Source organism: Algoriphagus resistens (assembly GCF_001442615.1).
Taxonomy (GTDB): domain Bacteria; phylum Bacteroidota; class Bacteroidia; order Cytophagales; family Cyclobacteriaceae; genus Algoriphagus; species Algoriphagus resistens.
In genome coordinates, this window is record NZ_LMXN01000001.1 from 582190 (window position 1) to 604586 (window position 22397).

A 22397-nucleotide genomic window follows, 5' to 3' on the forward strand; every position below is an offset into this window, starting at 1 on the left:
CTGTACAGGGTATTTTTTTGCTTGAAGGGGGTAAAGTTTTCCACAATATTGTATTTTAATAAGAATAGATTTGGTTATTCTTGTTTGGCTCCTAAAAAGTTAGCCTTTTTAAAGGCTTAAAAACAAAGATCCATTTTGAATAAATCGCTGGTCGGGTTTGCAGTTCTATCTCTTTCGCTGATACTATTGGGGATGAACCGCGGGTTTGATATTTCTGATGAGGGCCTTTACGCTTTACTGGCAGTTCCAGATCAGGAAAACCTGGCAGGTATTTTTAACTATGATCTATTCTTCAAGCTATTTTATAAGATCACAGGAATAGAGTTTGGATTAATCGGTCTTCGGTTTCTTAGGCTTTTAACCTGTATTGTGGGGGCTGGGGCATTGATGGTATTTTGGGATAATTTTACCCAAAAATCAGCCCAAAGAACATCCATATTCTTAATCAGTCTTTTAGGGATATTTGCCAGCTATGGTTTCCTGTCGCAAACCTTATCCTACAATTCGATTAATTTGATGTGTGGGTGTATTTGGCTAGGATTGATTTCCAGCCGACAGCTGGGAAGCAGAACTATTCTTTTATTAGGAGTTACACTTTCACTGTTCTTTTATAGCAAGATTACGGTTTGCTTGATCATCAGTGTGCTGACAGTTGGTTTTATACTGTGGAAACAGGATTGGAAGGCAGGTGCTAAAAAGCTGGTACTACTTTGTCTTCCTTTTTTGGTATTTGAATCAATTTTTACGTTCTCTCTGGAGGAATCTGGGATATCACGTGCGTTTGCTGCCCAGGAAATGCTCAATTATAGACCGGATTACCATTTCTGGGTCTTAGTAAAATATACTTGCGTTGGCGTTTTTTGGTCTTTGGTAGTAAGTACTCCATTTGTATTTGCAGGTTATCTAAAAAGTAAATCCAATACCAACTATAGATTTGTTATTGTTGTTGGATGTATAGGATTACTTGCAATTACCTATCTGACAACGATAACCAATGAGGTAAACCATTTTTTCCTGTTGGGGACAGTGTCAATACTGGGTTTTCTGTTGGGGGGGGTAAAAAGTTCCGAGCTCAACAGAAATCAGCTGGTTTTTCTCATCCTTCTTATAGTCTTTCCTTTCATTCTCCATTTTGGCAGCAATGTTTATTTTTTGAGATTAGGGATTCATTATTGGGTGTTCTGGATACTTGCCACCTTGTTTATGCTTAGGTATATTCAAGAGGAGTTCATAAAACCTATGAGGGTTTCGGTAGGAATAGTAACGATAGTATTGGTTGTTAATGGAATTTGGATTCATCCTTTTGAACAAGAGCCCTTGTGGAAAGCAACTCAGAGATGGGATTATGGGGATGGAAATGAGATTTTACTCTCAGAAAAGCAGGTGGTGTTACTTAGCGCAATTAAACCGTTGGTTCAGGGCCAAAAGCAACTGCTAGCTTTTTATCGGATTCCCGGGATCCCGTATTTATTGGATAAAACATCACCCAAATCACCTGGCTATTGGTCAAAAAGCCAGACTGAGTATTTTTTTTCTTCTGATTTTCATACTGATCTGTTTATCTTTTATGCTCTTGATCCATTGCCTTCATTCGTGAAGGGTGATTTTTCCAAGAAACATATCCAACTTCCCCATGGAAAAAAAATCCAGGTTTTATGGAGAAAATAAAGTCCAGTTCTTTTCGGTTGTTTTGGTCATTTCCAATGGTTACAATCTGGTTCCTACAACCCTCCCAACCCTTATCTGTGTATAAATGAGGTTTTTTTTATTCAGTTGGAAAAGGGAAATAATTTTTGATTTGATAGTCTTATCAATCTACTTCCTAACACTTTTTATTTTTCTTACAAAATTCGAAGGCAGTGATATTAGGGGACATAATAGTCTACTTACAACCTATTTAAGTGCAGGGTATTTTCCTATCCCGCCACTTTACTACTGGCTGGTTTATCTGGTAGATATGGTGGTTAGGGTGAAATATGAATTTGTTGCCAGTTCGGCAATAGTGGTAACTTTTTTCCAATGGTGGAAATATAAGCTGATCTATGTATCAATTGATAGGGAAATTGCTGGGCTTAAGCCATTAGCCATATTTCTTTTGACCCTGTCTTTTTTGTTTCTGAGCCCTATTTATATCCCAGCAATAGATGGGGATTTTTGGTACCTGGGTAAATTTACCCAAACTATCTGGCATAGTTCTACCTTAATTTGCTCCTTTCCATTTTGTATTCTTTTGGTGTGGAAAACGCTGGACTGGCTAAAATGGCATAAAAGTGTGGATCTATGGAAAATATTTTTTTTGAGTCTGCTCATAATTCTGACCAAGCCCAGCTTCTTGTTTTGTTACATTCCGGCACTGCCAGTTTTTGTTTTCCTTCAGAATTATAAGGTTTCCAGACAACTTGGCGAGGTCATAGCTCTTGTGGGTCTGTTATTCAGCCTTTTATTGATTGAAAAATACCTGATTTTTAGCTGGGATCCCGTGCTGGATAAGCTTTACACTCCTAGCGAAAAATCGCAGGTTGTATTCAATCCTTTTAAAGTATGGCTGAATTTTACCCAAGAACCCATTTTCGATATCCTTACCAGTTTCCCATTGTTATTTGCGGTTTTAATTATATGGAGAAAAAAAGTTTTCGAATCTCTTTTGTTCAGTTTTTCACTTGTACTCCTTTTTTTCGCATTACTGGTTTTCTTTCTATTGGCTGAATCAGGCTTTAGGGAGTTTCATGGAAATTTCTATTGGCAGATCCCAATTGCGCTATTTCTTTGCAATCTAAGTATCGTCTATTTTGTGTTGGGACAATTCCGTTCAGAAAAAAGAAAAATGAGTTGCAAATTTATGGTTATCGCATTGGTTTATTTTTTACAGGCAATCCTGGGACTTGGTTTTTGGTTGAGAATTTTGATTGATTTAACGCACAAGTGATCGATTTCTTCCACAAGAAAATGACTTGGTTCTTTGTGTTTCATACTGTAGTAGGGGAGGATATAGGTGATTGGTTTTCTGTCGGTGTTGAGAATTGGAAGATCTATTACTTTATAGTTTGAGAGCAAGGCAGTGTCAATGAGAACTAATGGTGCGTCCAAACCCTTTAAATCAATCATCGTTTTTTGCGGGATTTTCTCCATCCTTGAAGGTACTCTATAGTTCATTAGTACGGACTGAAGTGGAAGAACCAGGATAAAGGAAATCAGATTTAGAGCTAGCAGAGTGATTATGGGGTACCTATCACGTTGACTATCAATTATTCCTAGGTTTAGAAAAATTGTCATGGGACTATACATTCTAAGATCTACCCACGTGTAATTTTTATAAAGAATCAAATTGAATAGCATAATACATCCAAGTATCACCAGTCCACTGCAGATTAATTTGTCTTTTCTGAAAATTGTAATGCTAAGCAGTACCGTAGTCAGGATCCAAATTTTTTGTACTACATAAAAATTGCCATCGGCATAGGTAAATGCATAGCAAATATTTTGTTTGAAGTTATCGAGAACAATATGAAATGCGGAAAAATATGCCCCGGTTGCCAACATATCCCCAAGGTCCGAAAAGGTATTAGGGACTTGCTCATGAAGAAAATGCTGATATAAAAACGGCAATGTGAGACCAAGAAAGAAGTATAAAGATTTGGCAAATCCTTTGACTGGACCTGGAAGGACCAATAATCCAAAAAGTGCAAAAAACCAAGTACTTCTGATTGAGCCTAAGAGTAGGATGAATAAGAGGAGCAGTACGAAATCTTTTGTTTTTTCAGTTGAACTATAGCGGTTCATAAGAAGATACAATCCTATTGCCCCGGCAATATGAAGCAGTTCAGGAAGGTAGGTGACAGAATAAAAAAGCGTAATTGGGCTTCCAATTATAATAAGCAGTTGAAGGAGTCTAGTTCTCCATGGGGTCTTATTGTTATACAGAAGGGGCATAAGAGCAAGAACCAAAACCCCTATATTGATTAGGGGAATTGTAAAACCCTTCCAGCCGACTAGCTTGGCAATAATGCCATAAAGCAGAGGATACAAAGGCCCATGGGCATCAGCACCGATAAGCCTCGAACCTTTTCCACTATAAGTAAACGTCGCTTTTAGAGAATTGCTGAGGTAGAAATTTTCAGAGTTCTTATAAAAGAAGTATTCATCTCCATAATATGGTGAGTAGTCGAGTCCCAAAAAAGAAAAGAAATAGCTATAAACAATGAGGATCCCAGCCAACAGCACCAGTAGATATTGAACCTTGCCAATCTTTCTGAAATCCATTAATTCTCGAGGAATTTATCCTTTAATCTTTGCATATAGGTTATGAAGTGATAAAGATTGAGAATAAATCACCAAACTCCAACCAACAAAGCTGCAGCAAATATCCCTTCTTGCAAAATTCCCAAAAGCCCCTAAATTTGTCTAACCGAGTCAAAAAATTACTCGATGAGGCTAAGTCCTTACCTTGCTCTCTGAAGCATGTAGTGTGACCGACAGAGCGAAGCTGGCTTTACTTTTAAATTCTTCCATTCTAAATTCTCAGTTCCCTCCATTTTAGATTTCCCCTTGCTCGAATCCCTAGTCACTTCCAAAACCCGGATCAAGCTTCTGCTGAAGTTTTTTTCACATGCCAATTCAGGTTATTTGCGCGCTCTGGCCAAAGAGTTTGAGGAGTCAACCAATTCTGTCAGGGTAGAGTTGAACCGTTTGACCGAAGCAGGCTTATTGGTTTGCGAAGATGAAGGAAAAACCAAAATGTATAAGGCAAACACCAGTCACCCCTTCTTCGATGAAATCAGGGGTATGGTTTCCAAATTCCTCGGTTTGGATGATCTGATGGAGCGGATTGTCAAAAGAATGGGAGAGGTAGAGATGGCCTATATAGTCGGTGACTATGCCAAAGGCATAGATTCTGGGACTATCCAAATGGTACTTATTGGCAAAGACCTAGATAAGGAATATTTGGAATTTCTTAAAGAGAAAACCTACGAGAAAGTACATCGAAAAGTAGAAGTATCTATTTTGGAAGCCGACCCAGGTGATATTCAAGGTATTCTGGTCTATGGAAAATAAGCTTTAGCGGGACTAAGGCCACCGTCCCAAGACCACCTGGATCGCTCTACATGACTTTCGGGTTGGGATCCATCAACCAATTTAAATTTTTAAGCTGCTTCGTTTTAAACTCAAAAATTGAATCCTAAAGAAAATATTAAAATCATCCAGCCGACATCAGGCTGGCAGCTCATCGATTTCAAGGAACTCTGGAGATATAAGGATCTCCTTTATTTTTTAACGTTGAGAGGAATAAAGGCGCGGTACGCACAATCAGTACTGGGAGTCGCCTGGGCCATAATCCAGCCTTTATTTACCACCATTGTATTTACTGTCGTCTTTGGGAACTTAGCCAAAGTAGATTCAGATGGTATTCCTTATACTCTATTTGCATACCTGGCACTTTGGCCCTGGAATTACTTTTCTGGAACCCTTACCGAATCGGCTAATTCCCTGATCCAAAATGCCAATATGATTACCAAAGTTTATTTTCCCAGAATGGTATTACCTCTTTCCTCCATACTTTCTAAGCTGTTGGATTTTCTCATAGCATTTGTAGTGGTGGTAGGGATGATGATCTATTATCAGATTACCCCTGGATGGGGATTATTGGTTTTGCCCTTGTTGATCATCCAACTTCTAATGTGTAGCCTGGGGATGGGAATGGTGCTTTCTGCTATGGCAGTTAAATACAGGGATGTTAAGCATGCATTGACTTTTGTGGTACAGCTCTTACTTTATGCAGCTCCGGTAGTTTATAGTACCACCGCTGTACCTGAACAATACCAGAAATTTTATGTGTTGAATCCTATGGTAGGAGTTATTGAAGGGTTTAGGGCTGCTTTTCTAGATCGCCCTATGCCTTGGCAGTGGATCTGGCCAGGTTCCATCGTAGCCTTGTTTCTCTTCGTTTTTGGAATGATGTACTTCCGCAGAATGGAAAGGATATTCGCGGATGTAGCTTAGTGAAATATTGGCCGTTTCGAATTTTCGATTTCTCTAGTTACTGCGTTGAGCCTATTGTAACCACAACTCCGACAGCTCAAATAAAACACACAATACCTATGGTCCCTAACGGTACCCATCCCTGAAAATGCTTTCAATTATCTCCCCGGTTTATCGCGCAGAAAATATCCTGGCTGAACTCGTAGCCAGAATAAAATCCGCCATCCCAGAGGAGGAATTCGAAATTATTCTGGTTGATGATTACAGTCCTGACAACTCGTGGTCTGAAATTGAAAGGCTTGCTACTATCCACCCAGAGATAAGAGGCATCAAACTTTCCCGCAATTTTGGTCAACATTACGCTATCACAGCCGGGCTGGATGCTACAAAAGGGGATTGGGTAGTGGTGATGGATTGTGATTTGCAAGACCGGCCGGAGGAGATTCCCAACCTGTTGAGGAAGGCCCAACAAGGTTACGATGTAGTGCTTGCCAGGCGTGTCAACAGGCAAGATAGTTTTTTCAAAAAGCTCTCTTCCAAAGTCTTTTACCGAACCCTCGCCTGGCTTACCGGATCAGAGCAGGACGAGCGTATTGCCAATTTTGGCATATACCACCGCAAGGTCATCCGGGAGATATCAGGCATGCGGGAAAGCATCCGCTATTTCCCTACTATGGTCAAGTGGGTTGGTTTCCGCCAGACCACCCTTGATGTGGTTCATGCAGAAAGAGAGGTAGGGAGCAGCAATTACAACCTCAGGCGACTGTTCAACCTTGCGTTGGATATTATGCTGGCTTACAGCGACAAGCCAATCAGGCTTACCGTTAAACTCGGCCTTATGATAGCGCTCACCGGGTTTTTGTTTGCTCTTTATACCCTATATAAGTATTTGCATGGAGATATAGTAGTAGCCGGTTATGCCAGTTTGATTATCTCGCTCTGGGTGCTCACAGGCTTCCTGCTGGTAACCCTCGGGATGGTAGGGCTTTACATTGGAAAAACCTTTGAGGGAGTAAAGAACAGACCGATTTATATTGTAGAGAAAAGAATTGGCTAGCTATGGAAGAAAGTATTGTACAAAGCAGTATTCACCAAATCATTTTTTATCCGGCCAAACACTAAATCCCTTAATTTTAAATTCCAGACCAACACCAATCCTGAAACCTGAACTACTATATCTCCCCTTTGACAGCTCTCTTTTCGGTTATCAAGTCGGCAAAACGACTATCGGGGATAGTTGGAATGAAAAAGACTTTCTGAAAGCAGCTGGGGATTTTCGGCTTGTCTATCTCTTTTCAGAAAAACCAGTAGAATTGCATGATCACGGATTCCATTGGGTGGATACAAAAGTCATTTTCGAAAAGGAATTACAAAACCAAATCGAAGTTGTAAGTATTCAGCCTTTTCAAGGAAACCTGAACAATGAGCTAGAAGAGCTGGCTTTTCTAAGCGGCATACATTCCAGGTTCAAAATTGATCCCAGGCTCCAAAACGGAGAATTTGAAAAACTATATAGACTTTGGATTACAAAGGCATATGAGTCTAATTCAATCCTCCAATCCCCAGATCTGGCCGGAATGGTAACCCTCACTGTTGAGCATGGGCAGGCGAATATTGGCTTGATTGCTGTTTCCGGGGAAAACCAAGGGAAAGGTTGGGGCAGAAAACTCCTTCAGGCAGCAGAATACCAAGCCTTCAGGCAAGGAGCTGTCATCATGAAAATTCCAACTCAAAGCAGCAATGCACCCGCTTGTAAGCTATACGAATCACTAGGTTATCAATTAAAGAACAAGATTCATGTGTACCATTATTGGAATAACAGCTGACAAAGAGGTGTATAGCTAACAAAAGATAGTAAGTAGTAAAAAATATGAATTATACACGTGAGGTATCATCATTATAATTCAATTTACAATTTAGAATTGGATTATAGGTATATCAGTTTTTATGTCCATAGCGTAGTAAAAGCATCTTAAGATTCGGCTAACACCAGTTTTGGGGCAATAGTCCGACAAAGCAGGTTTTCTGTCTAAGGTCATCCAGCTCAAACCATGGAAGATATGGCTGCCCACATCCCACATCCGACCTTGAAAATCCCCTTCAACAAACCCTACCTTACAGGAAACGAACTCAAGTATATTGAAGAAGCGGTAGCAATGGGGAAAATCTCAGGCAACGGGGAGTTCACCCACCGTTGTCAGGAATTTTTCGAAAAACAATACGGTTTTCTGAAATGCCTGCTGACTACCAGCGGTACCGATGCTCTGGAGATGGCAGCTATTCTACTATCTATTCAGCCGGGTGACGAAGTAATACTTCCCAGCTATACCTTCGTTTCTACAGCCAATGCATTTGTGCTACGCGGAGCCAAAATAGTTTTCGTGGACAGCCGTTCGGATCATCCCAATATCGATGAATCCCTCATCGAGGACCTGATCACTTCGAAGACCAAAGCCATTGTGGTGGTTCATTATGCAGGACTTGCCTGCGAGATGGATGTGATCATGGATATAGCCCACAGGCATAGGCTATTTGTGGTGGAGGATGCTGCCCAGGCTATTGCATGTTATTATAAAGGCCGGGCACTTGGGAGTATCGGACATCTGGGCACGATGAGTTTCCATGAAACCAAAAATATCCAGTGTGGGGAGGGAGGGATGCTTATGATCAATGATCCCGGGATGATCAAAAGAGGGGAGAGGATCTGGGAAAAAGGTACGGATAGAGCAGCTTTTTTCAGAGGTGAAGTGGACAAGTATGAATGGGTTGACATAGGAAGCTCTTTCTTGCCATCGGAACTCAATGCCGCATTCCTCTGGGCCCAATTGGAGAATCTTGATAGCATACATGAACGGAGGAAAGGAATCTGGGAAGATTACTATAAGTTTTTCAAGAAAGGTGGTTTAACTACAAAAGTTTTAAGTTCTGATTACCTTGATGAGCTGTTAGTTGCTGATTTTCAGTTCGTTTTCAACGAACTGCACGCAAGCGCCAGTCTGCCGACCATAATTGGCGCATCCAATGTGGAAAAACCGTTTTACAACCAGCATGCAACATTTAATTACCATATTTTCTATCTTCTCTTCCCGTCTGCGGCATCCAGGGCAACCTATGCTTTAACCCTTAAAGAAAAAGGGGTTTTAGCCGTTTTTCATTACCAGAGTCTTCATAGATCGGAATTTTCCAAAACACACTTTCCGGAGCAACACCTCCGTAGTCTCCCTAATGCTGATCGCTATTCAGATTGTTTGTTGCGATTGCCTATGTTTTATGAATTACCGGAATTTAGTGTCTTCGTTTAGCATATTGCCAATTCAGTTCAGAGGAGAATAAGATTAAAGTTTGTTGTTTCATCTGTTTATAATAGTTTTTCAAAGGTCATATGGAATCTCGCATGCATTATAATCATCCCAGTGTGTGACTCTTGAGTCATGCTCGATTTCATATGATTATAATTTGTCTTTTAAGGGCCATATGGAATCTCGCATGCATTATAATCATCCCGGTGTGACGTTTTCGTCATGCTCGATTTCATGCGTTTATAATTTGATTTTTATAGGTCACATGGAATCTCGCATGGGAGATAATCATCCCAGTGTGTGACTCTTGAGTCATGCTTGATTTCATAAGGGCAACCGGTAGTAGGAAAGATGCTGTCTTTTGGCTGTGGGAGCGTCCCAATCGACTGAACTCCATGCTTTCCTAAAGGATATCAACCATAACCTTGACTGCCCTCATACTTTTTTGCTTTTCCAACATCATCGCGCACCAGCTCGCTCCCTCACTTTTTCTTCCCTATCTGAAATGATCTTACGACGTTAAAACCAAAATGAATATCTCCATCAAAGAAATTTCCCTGAGTAGAGGGAATAAAACCGGATGGGGTCATTTCATTGGAATTGGTGAGATGAAGTTGGAAGACATGCCCGCCCGTTTCTATATCCACACCTATCCCCAGCGAGTTGTACCCAGGTAGATCTTTACCAAACCTATAGTAATATTCACCTGTTATATTGACCCTATTGGAAACGGCCACTTTACCGGCAATTCCCAGGGAAGCAAGATTATTGGGTTCCTCCTGAGTAGGCACCAGGTTTCTATGCACAAAACTGGGCATCAGCTGCAGGGAAAATGCAGAGCCAAACTTCCTGGCCAGCAACAGCTGGTGCACATAGCGCAGCCTTCGCTCGAAATTCATGGGTAATTCAGGTCTTTTGAGGGTGTAGATTGAGAAATCACTTACCCAGGTGGCAGAGATAGGCATATCCTCAGCTTTTTGTTCCAAAATCCTGGCTTTAATAAAACTGTCATATACCTTGTTGACAGAATTCCTTCCAAATCCTACAGTCACCCGGTCCGAAATGGAGTATTCCAGACCCAATCGTACATTGGAATCATCCAGACCAAACAGATTGTATGCTCCGGAATTTAATCTGCCAAAACGGTGGGAAATGATTACATCCAGATTTCCTTTTCCTCTGGTTTCTATAGATTGGCCGTTGATTATCCGGGTTCCCTTGAAGGTTCCCAAAACTATTTCCGGCTCCTGTTTAGTACTCGTCCTCAACTCCTCCAGCAAGTCCTGACATTGGGCAGATGTCGCCATCAAGGCAATAAACAAAGTGAAATACAGTTTTTTCATTGTCATTATTGGGGACTTTTAAATTCAAATTTTACAGTTACCTCTACTTCCTCTGCGATATTTTGGAACATCAGCCTTGGGATATCAATTTTGTAGTCTTTCAAAACCACAGGGAATACAGCCTCCATTCTTATTTTCCCGTTCACCTGTGTGATAGTCCCCGGGATTTTCACACGCTTTTTCACTCCATGGATAGTCATATCCCCTTCTGCAATGGCATTGGACTTGGCGATTTCCAGGTCATATCCTGATATTTTTCCCTGAAAAAATGCCTCCGGATAGTTGTCAGATTCCAGGTAGTTTTCATTGAAATGCTCCTTCATCAGGGATTTTCTAAATTCAAATCCGTTTATGGGAATCAGAAAAACAGCCTCTCCGCTTGCCACGTCAAAAATTGCTGTGGCTTTTTTGTTTTCAGCACTGATGTCCTCGATAATAGCACTGCTAAAAAACCGGACATATCCTGTTTCGGAGCGTAATTCCTGACTATGAACCTGCATAGTCTGGAATAGCAAAAAGGACAAGAGTATTAACCTTTTCATCTGTTTATAATTGTTTTAAAATGGTCAGATGGAATCTTTGACGATTAAAATAATCATTGCCCTGTGTGTTTTAATGATGATTTTAATCGTGTCGATTTCATGTGTTTATAATTTGTTTTTAAAGGCCTTATGGAATCTCGCATGGTGAATAATCATCCCGGTGTGTTACGTTTTCGTCATGCTCGATTTCATGTGTTTATTTATTGGTTTTTAAAGCCAGATGGAATCTTTGACGATTAAAATAATCATTGCCCAGTGTGTTTAATGATGATTTTAATCGTGTCGGTTTTATGACTTAGTTGTCTTTGGCACCAGCAGTAACCCAGCAATAGATGAGCTCTTTTTGCTCAGCGTTGATGGATCTGCCAGAAGCAGGAGGCGGCATGGTCCCTGCTTGGGTATTAGCCCGTATAGCACTGGAAAACTGTATAATATTTTCCGCGACTGTAAAATCCACTCTACCTGTGCCTTCCACATGGCAACCGGAAACCGCACAGTTTTGCTGAAGTATAGGTATGATATCTGCCGCAAGAGAGGCATTACTATCTTCACATCTCACAGCACCTGGGGGAGGTAGCTGATCTTCCGAATCAGAAGAGCAGGAGATGGAAATCAGAAGAAGGGCAGCAACACTTGCTAGTATTGCCCATTGGGATTTCTGGGATGGTGTTTTCGTTTTCATGATGTAGAAGATTAGGTTTTTTTTAGACAAATAGATTTCTATCACCCCCTGAAGAAGGAGTGTTCAACTTGCTTGATAATATGATTGGGTAATGAGTTTTTCTGCCTTTATGCCATTATTTTCCGTCCGGTCTGCCAGGGTAAAATTTAAGTCCTACAAATAAGCCTGTGCTCTTTAGGGAAATATCCCCTTCACCCACTCCGTTGAGCGGTACTTTAAAGTAAGGTTCTACCTGGATGCTCAATTGTTTTGCTAATTTCCGCTCGTATCCTATACTGAAATTGGCCACCCCAAAGAAATGGTTATTGGCACCCTTCACATCTATTTCATGGGTGTAAGGGTAACCGGTACCAGTATCCTTGTATTCCAGTTCATAATGCTCTTTGAGCATGAGATAGGAGGAAAGTCCTACACTTGCAAATACCCGCTGAAGCTTGCCCTCAAGAGGATAAAACCTCAAATTGAGCGGGATATCCAGAATATCGCATTCACCTATGACTCTGTCCGGTTGGTCACCATAGCCGGATTGATACCCACCTTCAGTGCTGTAAGGCTTGAAGGAATAAAATACCCCGCTGGAAACACTGATCCGTGGTCGCAGGAAGTATTCGGCACCTATTCCCACTGCCTGACCGGCTTTTCCGACCTGGTTCAATTTAATCCCGCTAAGGTCTGGTGCGGCCTGGACAGAAATGTTAAACCGCCCTGCAAACCGATGCGGTTTTCTTTCCTTTTTTACAAGTCCTCCATCGGCAGCAGTTTTTGCCAGGATTAGACCGTCTTCTGGCCGAAAATCTTCATAATCCATGGCAGGAATCTGATTGGTCTGCCATAGGAAAGTAGTATTTTCCAGTTTCTTGAATTCCGGGATTTCAGAAAGAATGGCTTCCGAAGCCGTTTTATCTACCTTCCCGTTTTCAATAACTTGTATCTTCGGTTCAGAAACCCCGGGTTTCCCTAATCCGCTTGCCTTCGCTGTAGATGATTGAACTGGCTTTGCTTCATCTTGAGTCAAAGTAGCTTCGGAGTGGGTTATCTCAGTACTTTTAGATCTACCTTCATTGCTTTCCGGTATGTTGTTTTGTGTTTCATAGGCAGTTGTATTTTGGTTCAGGTCCTTTTTTTCCTGCAATGGATTCCAGAATACTATTGATATCAGCAGAATCAGGAGTACTGCTCCCGACCAGCCCAGATTTCTCTTCCCCCACCAACCCGGAGAGGGCGCTGATGTTTTATCCAAACGTGCTTTCATGTCACCCCAATCCTCCTCAGAGAAGGGGATCTCAGCCGAATCGGATATTTCTCTTAGGATATCATCCAGCTCCTTATCGCTCCTGACGTAGGATTTGTTGCTCATGGGTTCTGGGGTTTAATAACGCTCTTAATTTTTCTCTGGCCCGGGAAAGGTTTGATTTGGAAGTTCCGATACTGATCTCCAGCATACCTGCAATTTCTTCGTGGCTATATCCATCGAGAATATAGAGGTTGAATACCATGCGATAGGAAAGAGGCAACCGATGGATCAGAAGGACCAATTCCTCGTATTGCATAGTATCCAGTGCACTTGGCTGGGAATCCTTTGATTCAGGAATAAATTCAAAGCCAGTTTCATGGACTTGCTTTAGTTGTTTTTTGTAATAGTTGATAGATAGATTTACCAATACCTTTCTAAACCAAGGTTTGAATGCCTGATTAGGATCGTATTTTTTTGGAGAGGAAAACAGGATCATAAAGCCATCATGGAGAATCTCCTTAGCCTCCTCCCGGGTGGCGGTATACCTAAGGCATATACTCATCCCATAACTGTAATAGTGCCTATACAGTACCTCCTGGTCTTTGCGGTTGTTATCCACCAGGCCCTGCCAGATTTTTTTATCCAGATATTCAGATTTCACATTCCCGGGTTTGCCTAGTCCTTACAAAGGAATTTACAAATTGGTTGCGTAGGAATTTGAGAAAAGTAAAAAAAGAAGCTGCCGGGAATTTTGGTCCCATTCCTTTTGGCATCCCATAGCCAATGCAGGCCTGCCTTATAAGGAGCCAGTACCTGTCCATAGTGAAGTGTTCTACTATGGACTTCGAAGTAGTCTTATTTAAAAATTACCGGGTAAATTCAATCCCCAGTCAGCAGGGTTTATTACAAAGTAATTGGGTGATAAAAGACCGGCCCTTTATGCCGGCGAGGGACATGCGTACCCAGATGAGTCACATACCAGTTTTTGCACTTACTTCAAGAGCCCTGACCATTCCGGCAACAACCATATACCGCGGGAAAACCGACAAAAACGACAACCTACGTTAAATAATTCCTGAGGCTTAATCTTGCTTTGATCAAATGGTTTTTAACGGTGTTTTTTGAGATCAGCATCTGATCTGCGATTTCCTGATAAGAAAGATTTTCGAAGTAGGAAAGCTTAACCACCTTCTTCCTTTGATCGGTAAGCCTTTCTATTGCATCTTCCAAACGGATCATAAGGGCTTCCTCTTCCATCTTCAGATCCACCGAACTTTCGATCCTGTTTTTATAAAATTCCTTTGACCTTACCTTATCCCTGCTTAAATGATTAAAGTAATCTATCACTTCGTTTTTTGAGACGGTAAAAATGTAGGATTGAATTCCCTTTTCTGAATCCAGATCTTTTCTCTTTCTAAGGATTTTTAGAAAAACATTATGAAAAATAACTTCAGCCTCTCCCGCATCTTTAATAAGGGATACAATAAACCTGACCACAATAGGTTTATATATATAGTAAATTGACTCAATCGCCTCCTGTTTCCCCATTTTGAAATTTTCAATAGTGTCTATAGTAGGTGTTGTCATAGGACTTGCTTGGTTTGCTTACCCAATTTTGAAAAAATAAAGCCAACCAGATACGTAAATCACGCATTTAAATCCTCAATTTGCGAAAATTTAGAACTGGTTACCGATTAATAATCAGAATGTTATCTTATTGTTACCTGGTAGCCCGCAAGGATGTCGGTCAGGTCGTATCCTTCTCTTATCCGGTAGGAAGACCGATACTTCGTCTACGCTCAGCACAATAGACGGGAGACTAAAGCATGCCCCAATTCTTAAGTTTATCAGATTCTAGGCCTCCATACTGGCTGTAAAGCGGATAGCTATAAACTGCCCGATGTTTTCTTGGATAACCAGCTGCTGGACCATGGGTAACCCTTTCTGCCTATTAGCTACTTTTTATCAGTATTAAAAAAGCTTTGACAAATAAAAAGGCCTAAACTTCAGCAGTGAGTTTAGGCCTTTTCATACCTGATTCCAGGTTTACCTTATTCTATTGCACCCAGATAGCGGCCCATCCAATAAGGAAGTAACCAAATATCCCCTGGGCTGTAGGCAGACCTTCCGTTTCCGGTTCCATCCAGATTAAAGCGATTGGCATTGTGTCTTGCTATTTTGGTCTCCGAGGGAGATAGCACCTGGGAGGTCGTTTGTCTTCTGAAATTGGTTTCAACGTTTTGGATATCCTTACGGTGGCTGTTTTGCACATTCCAGTTGATCAGATCTATAGGATGCTTCTGCAGAAACCAGATAGATTCCTCCAGATCAAATTTTTCCGGTTGGACGACAGCGGTAATAATGTTCCACAAGCCGTCTTTTTCAGGTCTTTCTGCCTCCCAGTGATCAAGGATTGTTTCCTTGAATTTAGTTTTCAGTTCAGGATCTAAAGCATACCTATACAGTCCCCAATACCCTAAAAAGTACATTTCGTCATCCGAATGGTTCCAGGCCTCTGATAGCATTTGGCTATAGGAATCACTACCGTCCCCGGCTTCCCCGATGATTTTCATAGGTCTCATCAGGTTTTCCAGATACCCGTGATCCTCCATCAACTCAACCGCCTTTTCCTTATACTTCTCCTTGCCGGTAAAGTGGTAGGCAGTCTGAAGCATGCTGATGATATTCGAGGAGTTGAGTTTTCTGTCCCCCACCTGAACAGGAAAGTTGTTGACATAATCAGGATTCCACTTGCCCCAAAGTGTAGGTTTCCCGTCAAAATCATACAAATACATGTCATGCGCCACGATGTGCGACATCATGGTGTCCATCAGTTCGATGGATTTGTTTTTTACCCATTCATCCTCTACAAGTTCGGCCAGCACCCCATAGACAAACATATGTCCGATTGCTTCATCGCTGCTGGTTGTAGATTTCCAGTCCCATTCCGGATCCGGAGCATGTTGCCATCTTTCAGGATCTGCCAGTTTTTCTATGTAACCTGATCTTTCAAAAGAGCGGGAAGGGAAACCCGCCACAGGATTAATGGTGAACAGGCGCTCCATAGCCAATAGAGATTGTCTGATCTGGGAAAGGGCTTCCGGATCCTTGGTCTGCGCATATCTAAACCCCTGAGAAGCTAAATACATGGAGGTCCAAAGCCCATCGTTATCCGAGTCATCCAGTTTTCCTGAACCTATTTTTCCCGGCTCTGTAAGTTCAAGAGAGGCATTAAATCCATGTCTTAAATGGTTTTTTCGGGTGTATTCATCGAAAAATTCCGCTTTTTCTGCCAAGGTCATCTCTTTGCGAGCTATAGTTGCTAGACCTTGATCGGTAAGGAGGTAGATTTCGTGCTCACCAAAGGCAATGTCAAAAACTGCCTCCCCGGGAAGCCATCGCTCTAAATAGTAGTAGTTGATTTCCCCGTTGGGGAGCAATACAAAAGCTCCTTTGCTTGTACCAAACCAGATTTCATCTCCATTTGTCTCCACCACCAGTATATCTGTCCACGGGATTTCTGTATACAGGGGGGATTGGTTTTTGGATTGTATGTCATAGGTGAAATATCCTTTGTCACTTCCTAATACCAACTGGTTTTTGGGAGAGAAGTAAGCCAGGGATTTCAGTCCCTTACCCGACAATTCTTCCTGTAATTTGTGGGATATAGGATCAAACTGATAGACTTTTTCCTGGCTCATGACCCAGAACTTTTTCTGGGCAGGGTCATATTGAATGTCCACCACTTCCTGGGGGGCGGGTAGCGTGATTGTTTCATCTATGCCTGATCCTACATACTGCAGTTGCTTTCCGTCACTGAGCAAAAAATCAAATTGGTCTCCTCCTTCGAAGCGATGCGCCGATGGCAGCTGATGCTTCAAAAATAAGCTGCCTGCCCAGGCGTTGCTGAATATGGCTTTGTCATCCAGATAAACTAGCTCGCCCTGATAGCTGTCGATTGCCCGGATTTTTTTTGCAGACATAGGCAGGTAGGACTGATCTGTTGCCAATGTACCCCAAACCTGAAACTGGCCTGCTTCAGGTCGCAAAAGCTGCGTGCTCTCCAGTATCTGTACATTCCCGGTCTGGTTACTCGCCAGGCTTTGTGTAGATAAATCCTGGAGCGGCCTGGAATTGATAATGGCATATTCCTGTACAAAAGGCGTGTCCGGGTAAGATCCCCCTGTCCCGGATTGTCCTAGTACCGCGGTCTGAGTCAGGGCGGCAAAAAGCAAAGCATATATTTTTTTTTGCATAATCAATGTATTTGGTTGGGATCCAATAAGCGGTACTGGATGGTTTTACCTTCTTCTAAATGTTTGGAATAGGTGAGATGTACAAGGCCGTTCCTGTCCTGAATCAGTGCGGGATAAGAGAATTTCCCCTGACGGGTGGAGTCTAGCTCAAGGTATTGGGGAGCGCTCCATGCATTTCCCTCATCCGATGAAATCCAAAGTGCCAGCTGGTATCTTCCATCCTGGATATCATTTCCTACCATCCACCATCGTCCGTCTTTGAGTTTCAGCAGTTCCACACTGGCAGTATTAGGGAATGCTGTTTTTTTGGCGGCCGTCCAGGTTTCACCCCCGTCTTTTGAAATACTTTGTTGAATCATGGTAGGAGCATCCCCGGCATCCCGAAGCATGGCTACTATATCTCCATTTTCTTTCTGGATCAATGCCGGTTGGATAGGGCCTTTCCCGACAAGCGGCAAACCAGGTTTCCAGCTTTCTCCCTGATCGTCTGAAATAGCCATCAGGGAAAAGTTGAAACCGTCTGAATAAAGCGGCAGAAGAATCCTGTCTTCAGTGACAAGAGGCTTGATGCGCGTCATCCATCCCATACTTGTTTTTTTTGAGTCCTGCGAGGCTTCAATAATCAGTTTCCCATACTCAGGAGCATAGGATGACCATCCCAGGTGGGAGGGAGGAAGATCCTTGAACTTGCGGACTACTTCCTGTGCAAATTCATCTCCGGGTTTAAGAAAAATATTGTCCTGCCAGTGCCAGACAGGTGCCCCATCGGTATCAAAAGATTTACTTCTTCTCAACCGCAGAATAGAATTTTCCCATTCGTTGGCATTTACGGCGATCCATACCAGGAACAGCTCTTCTTTTTGATTTAGAAAAAGCACAGGATTACAATCTGGTATCCCCGGTGTGTCGGCCATCTCAAAAGGTTTGGACCACTTTTCCTGCCCCTGTTTTTTCCGTGACCCCATCAGCAGGACATCATCAGATTTTCGTTCACCGGAACCTTCAAACCAAACAGTAAGCAAATCCCCATTGGGAAGTGCCACTATACTGCTGGCATGGGTATGTTTTGCCAGCAAGGGGAATATAGACTCGTTGACCAGGGAGGGCACTAGAGGGGATTGGGCAAGGAGGCAGACGGGTGCCAGTACCATTCCTATCCATAAGAAGGTTACTTTTTTGAAAAGGTTTTTTAGCATAATCAGTTGATGTTTTTTCTACGCTCCATGACTTCTCTCCAGGTAGTCAGGATGATTCCTTCCTCTTCAATATAGGTTTGCAATTCTGGAGAAAGCATGGCTTCCAGGTCCGCCTGTCTGGAACTCCCTGAGCCTGAAAAACGCTGGAAGTTTTCCGTGTTTTCACTGCAGTGGACAATGATCATGGCCAGGCCAGGCTCCATCCGCTCTAGCGTTTCCTTGAACTTCATGATTTTATGTTGGGTCAGCTCTGCTTGGGTGAAAGGCTTCTTTTCAGGTTTCCAGTCCCCGCTGTCCTTGTGGAGGTCATCCAGCACAGGAAAGCCCGAGTTCCAGATTTTTTCTCCCAAAGCCTGAGTCTGGAGCAGAATATCAGGAGTAGGCAGCTCCATCCCTTCTTTATAGTTTCCTTCTTTCTTTAACTGCTCGATCACAGGTTGTTGAAAACTCTCAGTGATAAGTTTATTGTTGCCTCCCGGAAACATAACCGGGATCCGGTATTCCAATCCTACCCTCAGATAAGTTTCCAAAAATTCCGGACTGGCAAAAAGCGTCCCCATATGGGAATCCAGATGGGTTGGCACAATACCGTTTTGCATGGCGCGGTCCACCTGCGCTTTCAATTCCAGATATACCTCCTGCGCAGAGGCATGGGCCACGACCTCTTCTACGCTGGGCCAAAAAGAACCTTCCGGATCCAATAATCCAGGCACCAAAGTGCTGCCTGCCAGAGGCTCCCAGCGGTAAGTTTTCCACTCGGAGGTGAGTACCAGATGCAGGCCGATGTCCATGCCCGGCGTTTCCTTGCTTATTCTCAAAAATGTGCCCGCCCAGGGACAGGGCATCATGACGCTACAGGAGGTGGCCACACCTTCCTGCATGGCCTGAAAGGTCCCTTGATTGGATTCAAAGGACATGCCAGCATCATCTACATGAAATATCACCACCTTGCTTCCTCTAGGATATCCCAGTTTTTCGGCATAAGTCCGGTTTACATTGGATTGGGCAAAAGAACAAGTGATGGACGAAATCCATAGAATCAGAAAAAACTGTTGTTTGTTGAAATGCATTTCAATTGACCATTAGCTTTGGTTGGTTTACTGGTGTTACCTTACTATTTTAGAAATGGACTAACAGATTGATTTTAATTTAGTATAATTATCAGTATTCTGTCGGGCTTTAACCGATAAGTATTAGATCATCACTAACGTATTGGATCATTATAGTATAATTAAGAAACCGTTAACCGGCTAATTTCTATTGTCATTCTGTTTAAACTTGAATTATAATCCAGTTGTATCCGTCTTTCAATCCTATCATTGATGAAATCTCCATCTTCGGTCTTCTGACTCCGCTCTGCAATCTCATAATCGGATAATCATAAAAATCTAAAAACATGCCTGGACAAGAAGTGGGAACCCAAAAGAATAAGCAAACGAAAATCCTCTTACTTATTTTTTTAATATTCTTTGTTATATCCCTGATGTCCAATATTCTTGGCCCAATCATTCCGGGGATCATTGAGAGTTTTTCCCTGAGCTATGGTTTAGCCGGGTTTTTGCCATTTGCATTTTTTGTGGCTTATGGGGTCATGTCTCTTCCTTCAGGATTATTGGTGGAACGCTGGCGGGAAAAACCAGTGCTCTTGCTGGCATTTAGCCTGGCAGCCATAGGTGCCCTGTTGTTTGGTTTCAATCCCCGGTTTGGTTCTGCTTTGGGCTCCCTGTTCATTATCGGCATGGGAATGGCCATGCTCCAGGTGGTCATCAATCCCCTTTTAAGGGTTACCGGAGGGGAGGAGCACTTTGCGTTCAATTCTGTGTTGGGCCAATTGGCTTTTGGTGCTGCTTCCTTCCTTAGTCCCATGTTATACAGTTACATGGATCAGTCCCTGTTCACTCCCGAAGCGCCTGCATGGATCAGCCTGTTGGAAGAATGGGTTCCCGTGGAAATGAAATGGGTTTCTGTCTATTTTGTGTTTGCCCTGCTTGCTGGAGTCATGTTGCTGTTGATAGGGGTTACAAATTTCCCGAAAGTGGAACTGAAAGATGACGAGAAAGTGGAACTGGGGAAAACCCTGAAAAACCTCCTGGGCAAGCGGATGGTCTGGTTGTATTTTCTTGGCATATTTTCCTACGTGGGGACAGAACAGGGGATCGCCAACTGGGTAAGCCAGTTCCTGCAGGATTATCATGGCGTGGATCCAGGTACCGGCGGGGCCAAGGTAATTTCCTATTTCTGGGGGCTGCTGACCCTAGGTTGTTTGCTGGGATTGGTGCTGCTGAAATTTATGGACAGTAAACTGGTTCTGGTTTTGTTCAGCTGTACGGCCATCCTTTCTTTATTGACCGGCTTGTTGGCAGAAGGCAATCTGGTACTGATCGCATTTGCCTTCTCAGGATTCTGTCTCTCGGTAATGTGGTCTATCCTGATTTCCCTGGCGTTGAATTCCGTTGATTTTGCGCATGGGACTTTTGCAGGATTACTCTGTTCGGGTATTGTGGGCGGAGCCGTCATCCCCTTGGTTATCGGCAGCTTAGCAGATTTTATCGGATTGCAGGCAGCGATGTTCTTCCTGTTCATTCCACTCGGTTACATACTGTTCATTGGGATTTGGGCCAAGCCTCTGGTCAGCAACTCCCGTGTCCGGTCACTAAAGGAACTGTTCAACTAATCATATGCACCGGATAATATTACTGCTGGATTTTGCCGAAGAGTATAGCAAATCATTATTGAAAGGGATCAGTACCTATTCCGGTAAAAACGGGCAATGGACCTTTTGCCGCATGCCTTTATACTATAGGGAAACGGTGGGGGTCAAAGGTATTCTCAAGTGGGCAAAGGAATGGCGGGCCGATGGGATCATTGGTCAGTTGTATAATGAAATGGAGGAGGAGTTTATAGATGGTGATATTCCTGTCATAGCCCAGGATTTTAAAGAACGGTTTTCCAAAATCCCCAATATCACAGGTTCCTACCGGAAAACAGGGGTGATGGGAGCCGACTATTTTCTCAGCAAGGGGTATTACAATTTCGCGTTTTATGGGTTCAATACCATCGTTTGGTCCCGGGAGCGAGCGGAAGGATTTGAATCTGCTGTCAAAAAAGCAGGATACCAGGTCAACTATTTTGAGCATAAAAAATCCCGCTCTACCGACATCTGGTATTACAAGAGCAAATCCTTGAGTAAATGGCTGAAGAACCTGCCCAAACCCGTTGCCTTGATGGCATGTGATGATAATCAGGGAGTCCATATTCTGGAAGCCTGCAATCACAACAAGATCAGGGTACCCCAGGAAGTGGCAGTATTGGGAGTGGACAATGACGTGACATTCTGCGAACTTGCAGACCCACCCTTATCGAGTATTGTCCTGGATATAGAAAGGGGAGGCTATGAGGCAGCGCAGGTTTTGCATGAAATGATAAAAACCGGAAAAAACAACTTCCGGGATGTGGTTGTCCCCCCGCTCAAAGTAATGACCCGCTCATCTACCGATATGTTTGCCTCCTCAGATGCCTATGTTGCCGAAGCCCTGACTTATATCCATAAGAATATTGATAGAAATATCCTGGTGGATCAGGTGGTCAAGGAAGTGCCTCTTTCCCGCAGGGCCTTGGAGAAACGATTTTTACAGGTTACCGGGCATCCCGTGTATAAGTATATCACTAAGATCAGAATGGAGAAACTGGCCCAAAAGCTTTTGAGTTCAGACCAGAGTATTTTTGAGATAGCCATGGATCTGGGATTCCAAGACAGCACTAATATCGCCAGACAATTCAAACAGTTGATGGGCTATGCCCCTGGCGAGTATAGGAAGCGGTTCGGCGCCAACGCCTTACCTTTCAAATAAGAAACCATGGAATAGTTT

General features: G+C 42.8%; 19 protein-coding genes. 9 read left to right on the forward strand and 10 right to left on the reverse strand.

Annotated features, from left to right (window positions below; translation table 11 throughout):
* Nucleotides 1–135: 135 nt before the first annotated feature.
* Together AS141_RS02410 and AS141_RS02415 are read left to right on the forward strand one after the other, a co-directional pair.
* The gene (locus tag AS141_RS02410) at nt 136–1668 is read left to right on the forward strand and encodes a hypothetical protein (protein ID WP_157243365.1); all 1533 of its coding nucleotides are present in this window, start codon (nt 136–138) and stop codon (nt 1666–1668) included.
* Between the two features lie 85 nt (nt 1669–1753).
* Nucleotides 1754–2926, forward strand: coding sequence for a hypothetical protein (locus tag AS141_RS02415; RefSeq protein ID WP_057936016.1), 1173 nt, complete (start codon nt 1754–1756; stop codon nt 2924–2926).
* Here AS141_RS02415 and AS141_RS02420 read toward each other — a convergent pair.
* Nucleotides 2857–4260, reverse strand: coding sequence for a hypothetical protein (locus AS141_RS02420; RefSeq protein WP_057936017.1), 1404 nt, complete (start codon nt 4258–4260; stop codon nt 2857–2859). The genes AS141_RS02415 and AS141_RS02420 overlap by 70 nt on opposite strands.
* A gap of 285 nt (nt 4261–4545) precedes the next feature.
* On the opposite strand from AS141_RS02420, the gene AS141_RS02425 reads away from it, so the two are divergent.
* The 5 genes from AS141_RS02425 to rffA all read left to right on the forward strand — a co-directional run bounded on the left by AS141_RS02425 (nt 4546) and on the right by rffA (nt 9278).
* A complete protein-coding gene (locus tag AS141_RS02425) occupies nt 4546–5052 on the forward strand; it encodes a helix-turn-helix domain-containing protein (RefSeq protein WP_057936018.1) in 507 nt (168 codons plus the stop codon).
* A 117-nt stretch (nt 5053–5169) separates the two neighbouring features.
* Nucleotides 5170–5997, forward strand: a complete 828-nt coding sequence (locus tag AS141_RS02430; RefSeq protein ID WP_057936019.1) for an ABC transporter permease — start codon at nt 5170–5172, stop codon at nt 5995–5997.
* 127 nt (nt 5998–6124) lie between these two features.
* Nucleotides 6125–7033, forward strand: coding sequence for a glycosyltransferase family 2 protein (locus tag AS141_RS02435; RefSeq protein ID WP_057936020.1), 909 nt, complete (start codon nt 6125–6127; stop codon nt 7031–7033).
* Nucleotides 7026–7802: a GNAT family N-acetyltransferase gene (locus AS141_RS02440; protein ID WP_057936021.1), complete on the forward strand. Its 777-nt coding sequence runs from the start codon at nt 7026–7028 to the stop codon at nt 7800–7802. The genes AS141_RS02435 and AS141_RS02440 overlap by 8 nt, the downstream gene beginning before the upstream one ends.
* A gap of 234 nt (nt 7803–8036) precedes the next feature.
* Complete coding sequence (gene rffA, locus AS141_RS02445) at nt 8037–9278, forward strand: dTDP-4-amino-4,6-dideoxygalactose transaminase (RefSeq protein WP_057936209.1); 1242 nt, start codon at nt 8037–8039, stop codon at nt 9276–9278.
* A gap of 479 nt (nt 9279–9757) precedes the next feature.
* Here the strand turns inward: rffA and AS141_RS02450 are convergent, their stop codons facing one another.
* The 9 genes from AS141_RS02450 to AS141_RS02490 form a co-directional block, all read right to left on the reverse strand.
* Nucleotides 9758–10618 (reverse strand): DUF5777 family beta-barrel protein, encoded by an 861-nt coding sequence (locus AS141_RS02450; RefSeq protein ID WP_087149377.1) that lies wholly within the window; start codon nt 10616–10618, stop codon nt 9758–9760.
* Nucleotides 10619–10623: 5 nt separating this feature from the next.
* On the reverse strand, nt 10624–11160 hold the full coding sequence (locus tag AS141_RS02455; protein ID WP_057936023.1) for a YceI family protein: 537 nt from the start codon (nt 11158–11160) through the stop codon (nt 10624–10626).
* Between the two features lie 295 nt (nt 11161–11455).
* Complete coding sequence (locus tag AS141_RS02460; RefSeq protein WP_057936024.1) at nt 11456–11842, reverse strand: hypothetical protein; 387 nt, start codon at nt 11840–11842, stop codon at nt 11456–11458.
* A gap of 115 nt (nt 11843–11957) precedes the next feature.
* On the reverse strand, nt 11958–13199 hold the full coding sequence (locus tag AS141_RS02465; protein WP_057936025.1) for a hypothetical protein: 1242 nt from the start codon (nt 13197–13199) through the stop codon (nt 11958–11960).
* Nucleotides 13168–13737, reverse strand: coding sequence for an RNA polymerase sigma factor (locus tag AS141_RS02470; RefSeq protein WP_057936026.1), 570 nt, complete (start codon nt 13735–13737; stop codon nt 13168–13170). The genes AS141_RS02465 and AS141_RS02470 overlap by 32 nt, the downstream gene beginning before the upstream one ends.
* 398 nt (nt 13738–14135) lie before the next feature.
* Nucleotides 14136–14663: an RNA polymerase sigma factor gene (locus tag AS141_RS02475; protein ID WP_057936027.1), complete on the reverse strand. Its 528-nt coding sequence runs from the start codon at nt 14661–14663 to the stop codon at nt 14136–14138.
* Between the two features lie 464 nt (nt 14664–15127).
* Nucleotides 15128–17332 carry a hypothetical protein gene (locus tag AS141_RS02480; RefSeq protein ID WP_057936028.1) on the reverse strand — a complete coding sequence of 735 codons (2205 nt, stop codon included), beginning with the start codon at nt 17330–17332 and terminating at the stop codon, nt 15128–15130.
* A gap of 2 nt (nt 17333–17334) precedes the next feature.
* Complete coding sequence (locus AS141_RS02485; protein ID WP_232424798.1) at nt 17335–18528, reverse strand: sialidase family protein; 1194 nt, start codon at nt 18526–18528, stop codon at nt 17335–17337.
* A gap of 2 nt (nt 18529–18530) precedes the next feature.
* A complete protein-coding gene (locus tag AS141_RS02490) occupies nt 18531–19598 on the reverse strand; it encodes a polysaccharide deacetylase family protein (protein WP_057936030.1) in 1068 nt (355 codons plus the stop codon).
* A gap of 326 nt (nt 19599–19924) precedes the next feature.
* On the opposite strand from AS141_RS02490, the gene AS141_RS02495 reads away from it, so the two are divergent.
* Together AS141_RS02495 and AS141_RS02500 are read left to right on the forward strand one after the other, a co-directional pair.
* Nucleotides 19925–21202: an MFS transporter gene (locus tag AS141_RS02495; protein ID WP_057936031.1), complete on the forward strand. Its 1278-nt coding sequence runs from the start codon at nt 19925–19927 to the stop codon at nt 21200–21202.
* Nucleotides 21203–21206: 4 nt separating this feature from the next.
* Nucleotides 21207–22379 (forward strand): AraC family transcriptional regulator, encoded by a 1173-nt coding sequence (locus AS141_RS02500; RefSeq protein ID WP_057936032.1) that lies wholly within the window; start codon nt 21207–21209, stop codon nt 22377–22379.
* Nucleotides 22380–22397 lie beyond the last annotated feature (18 nt).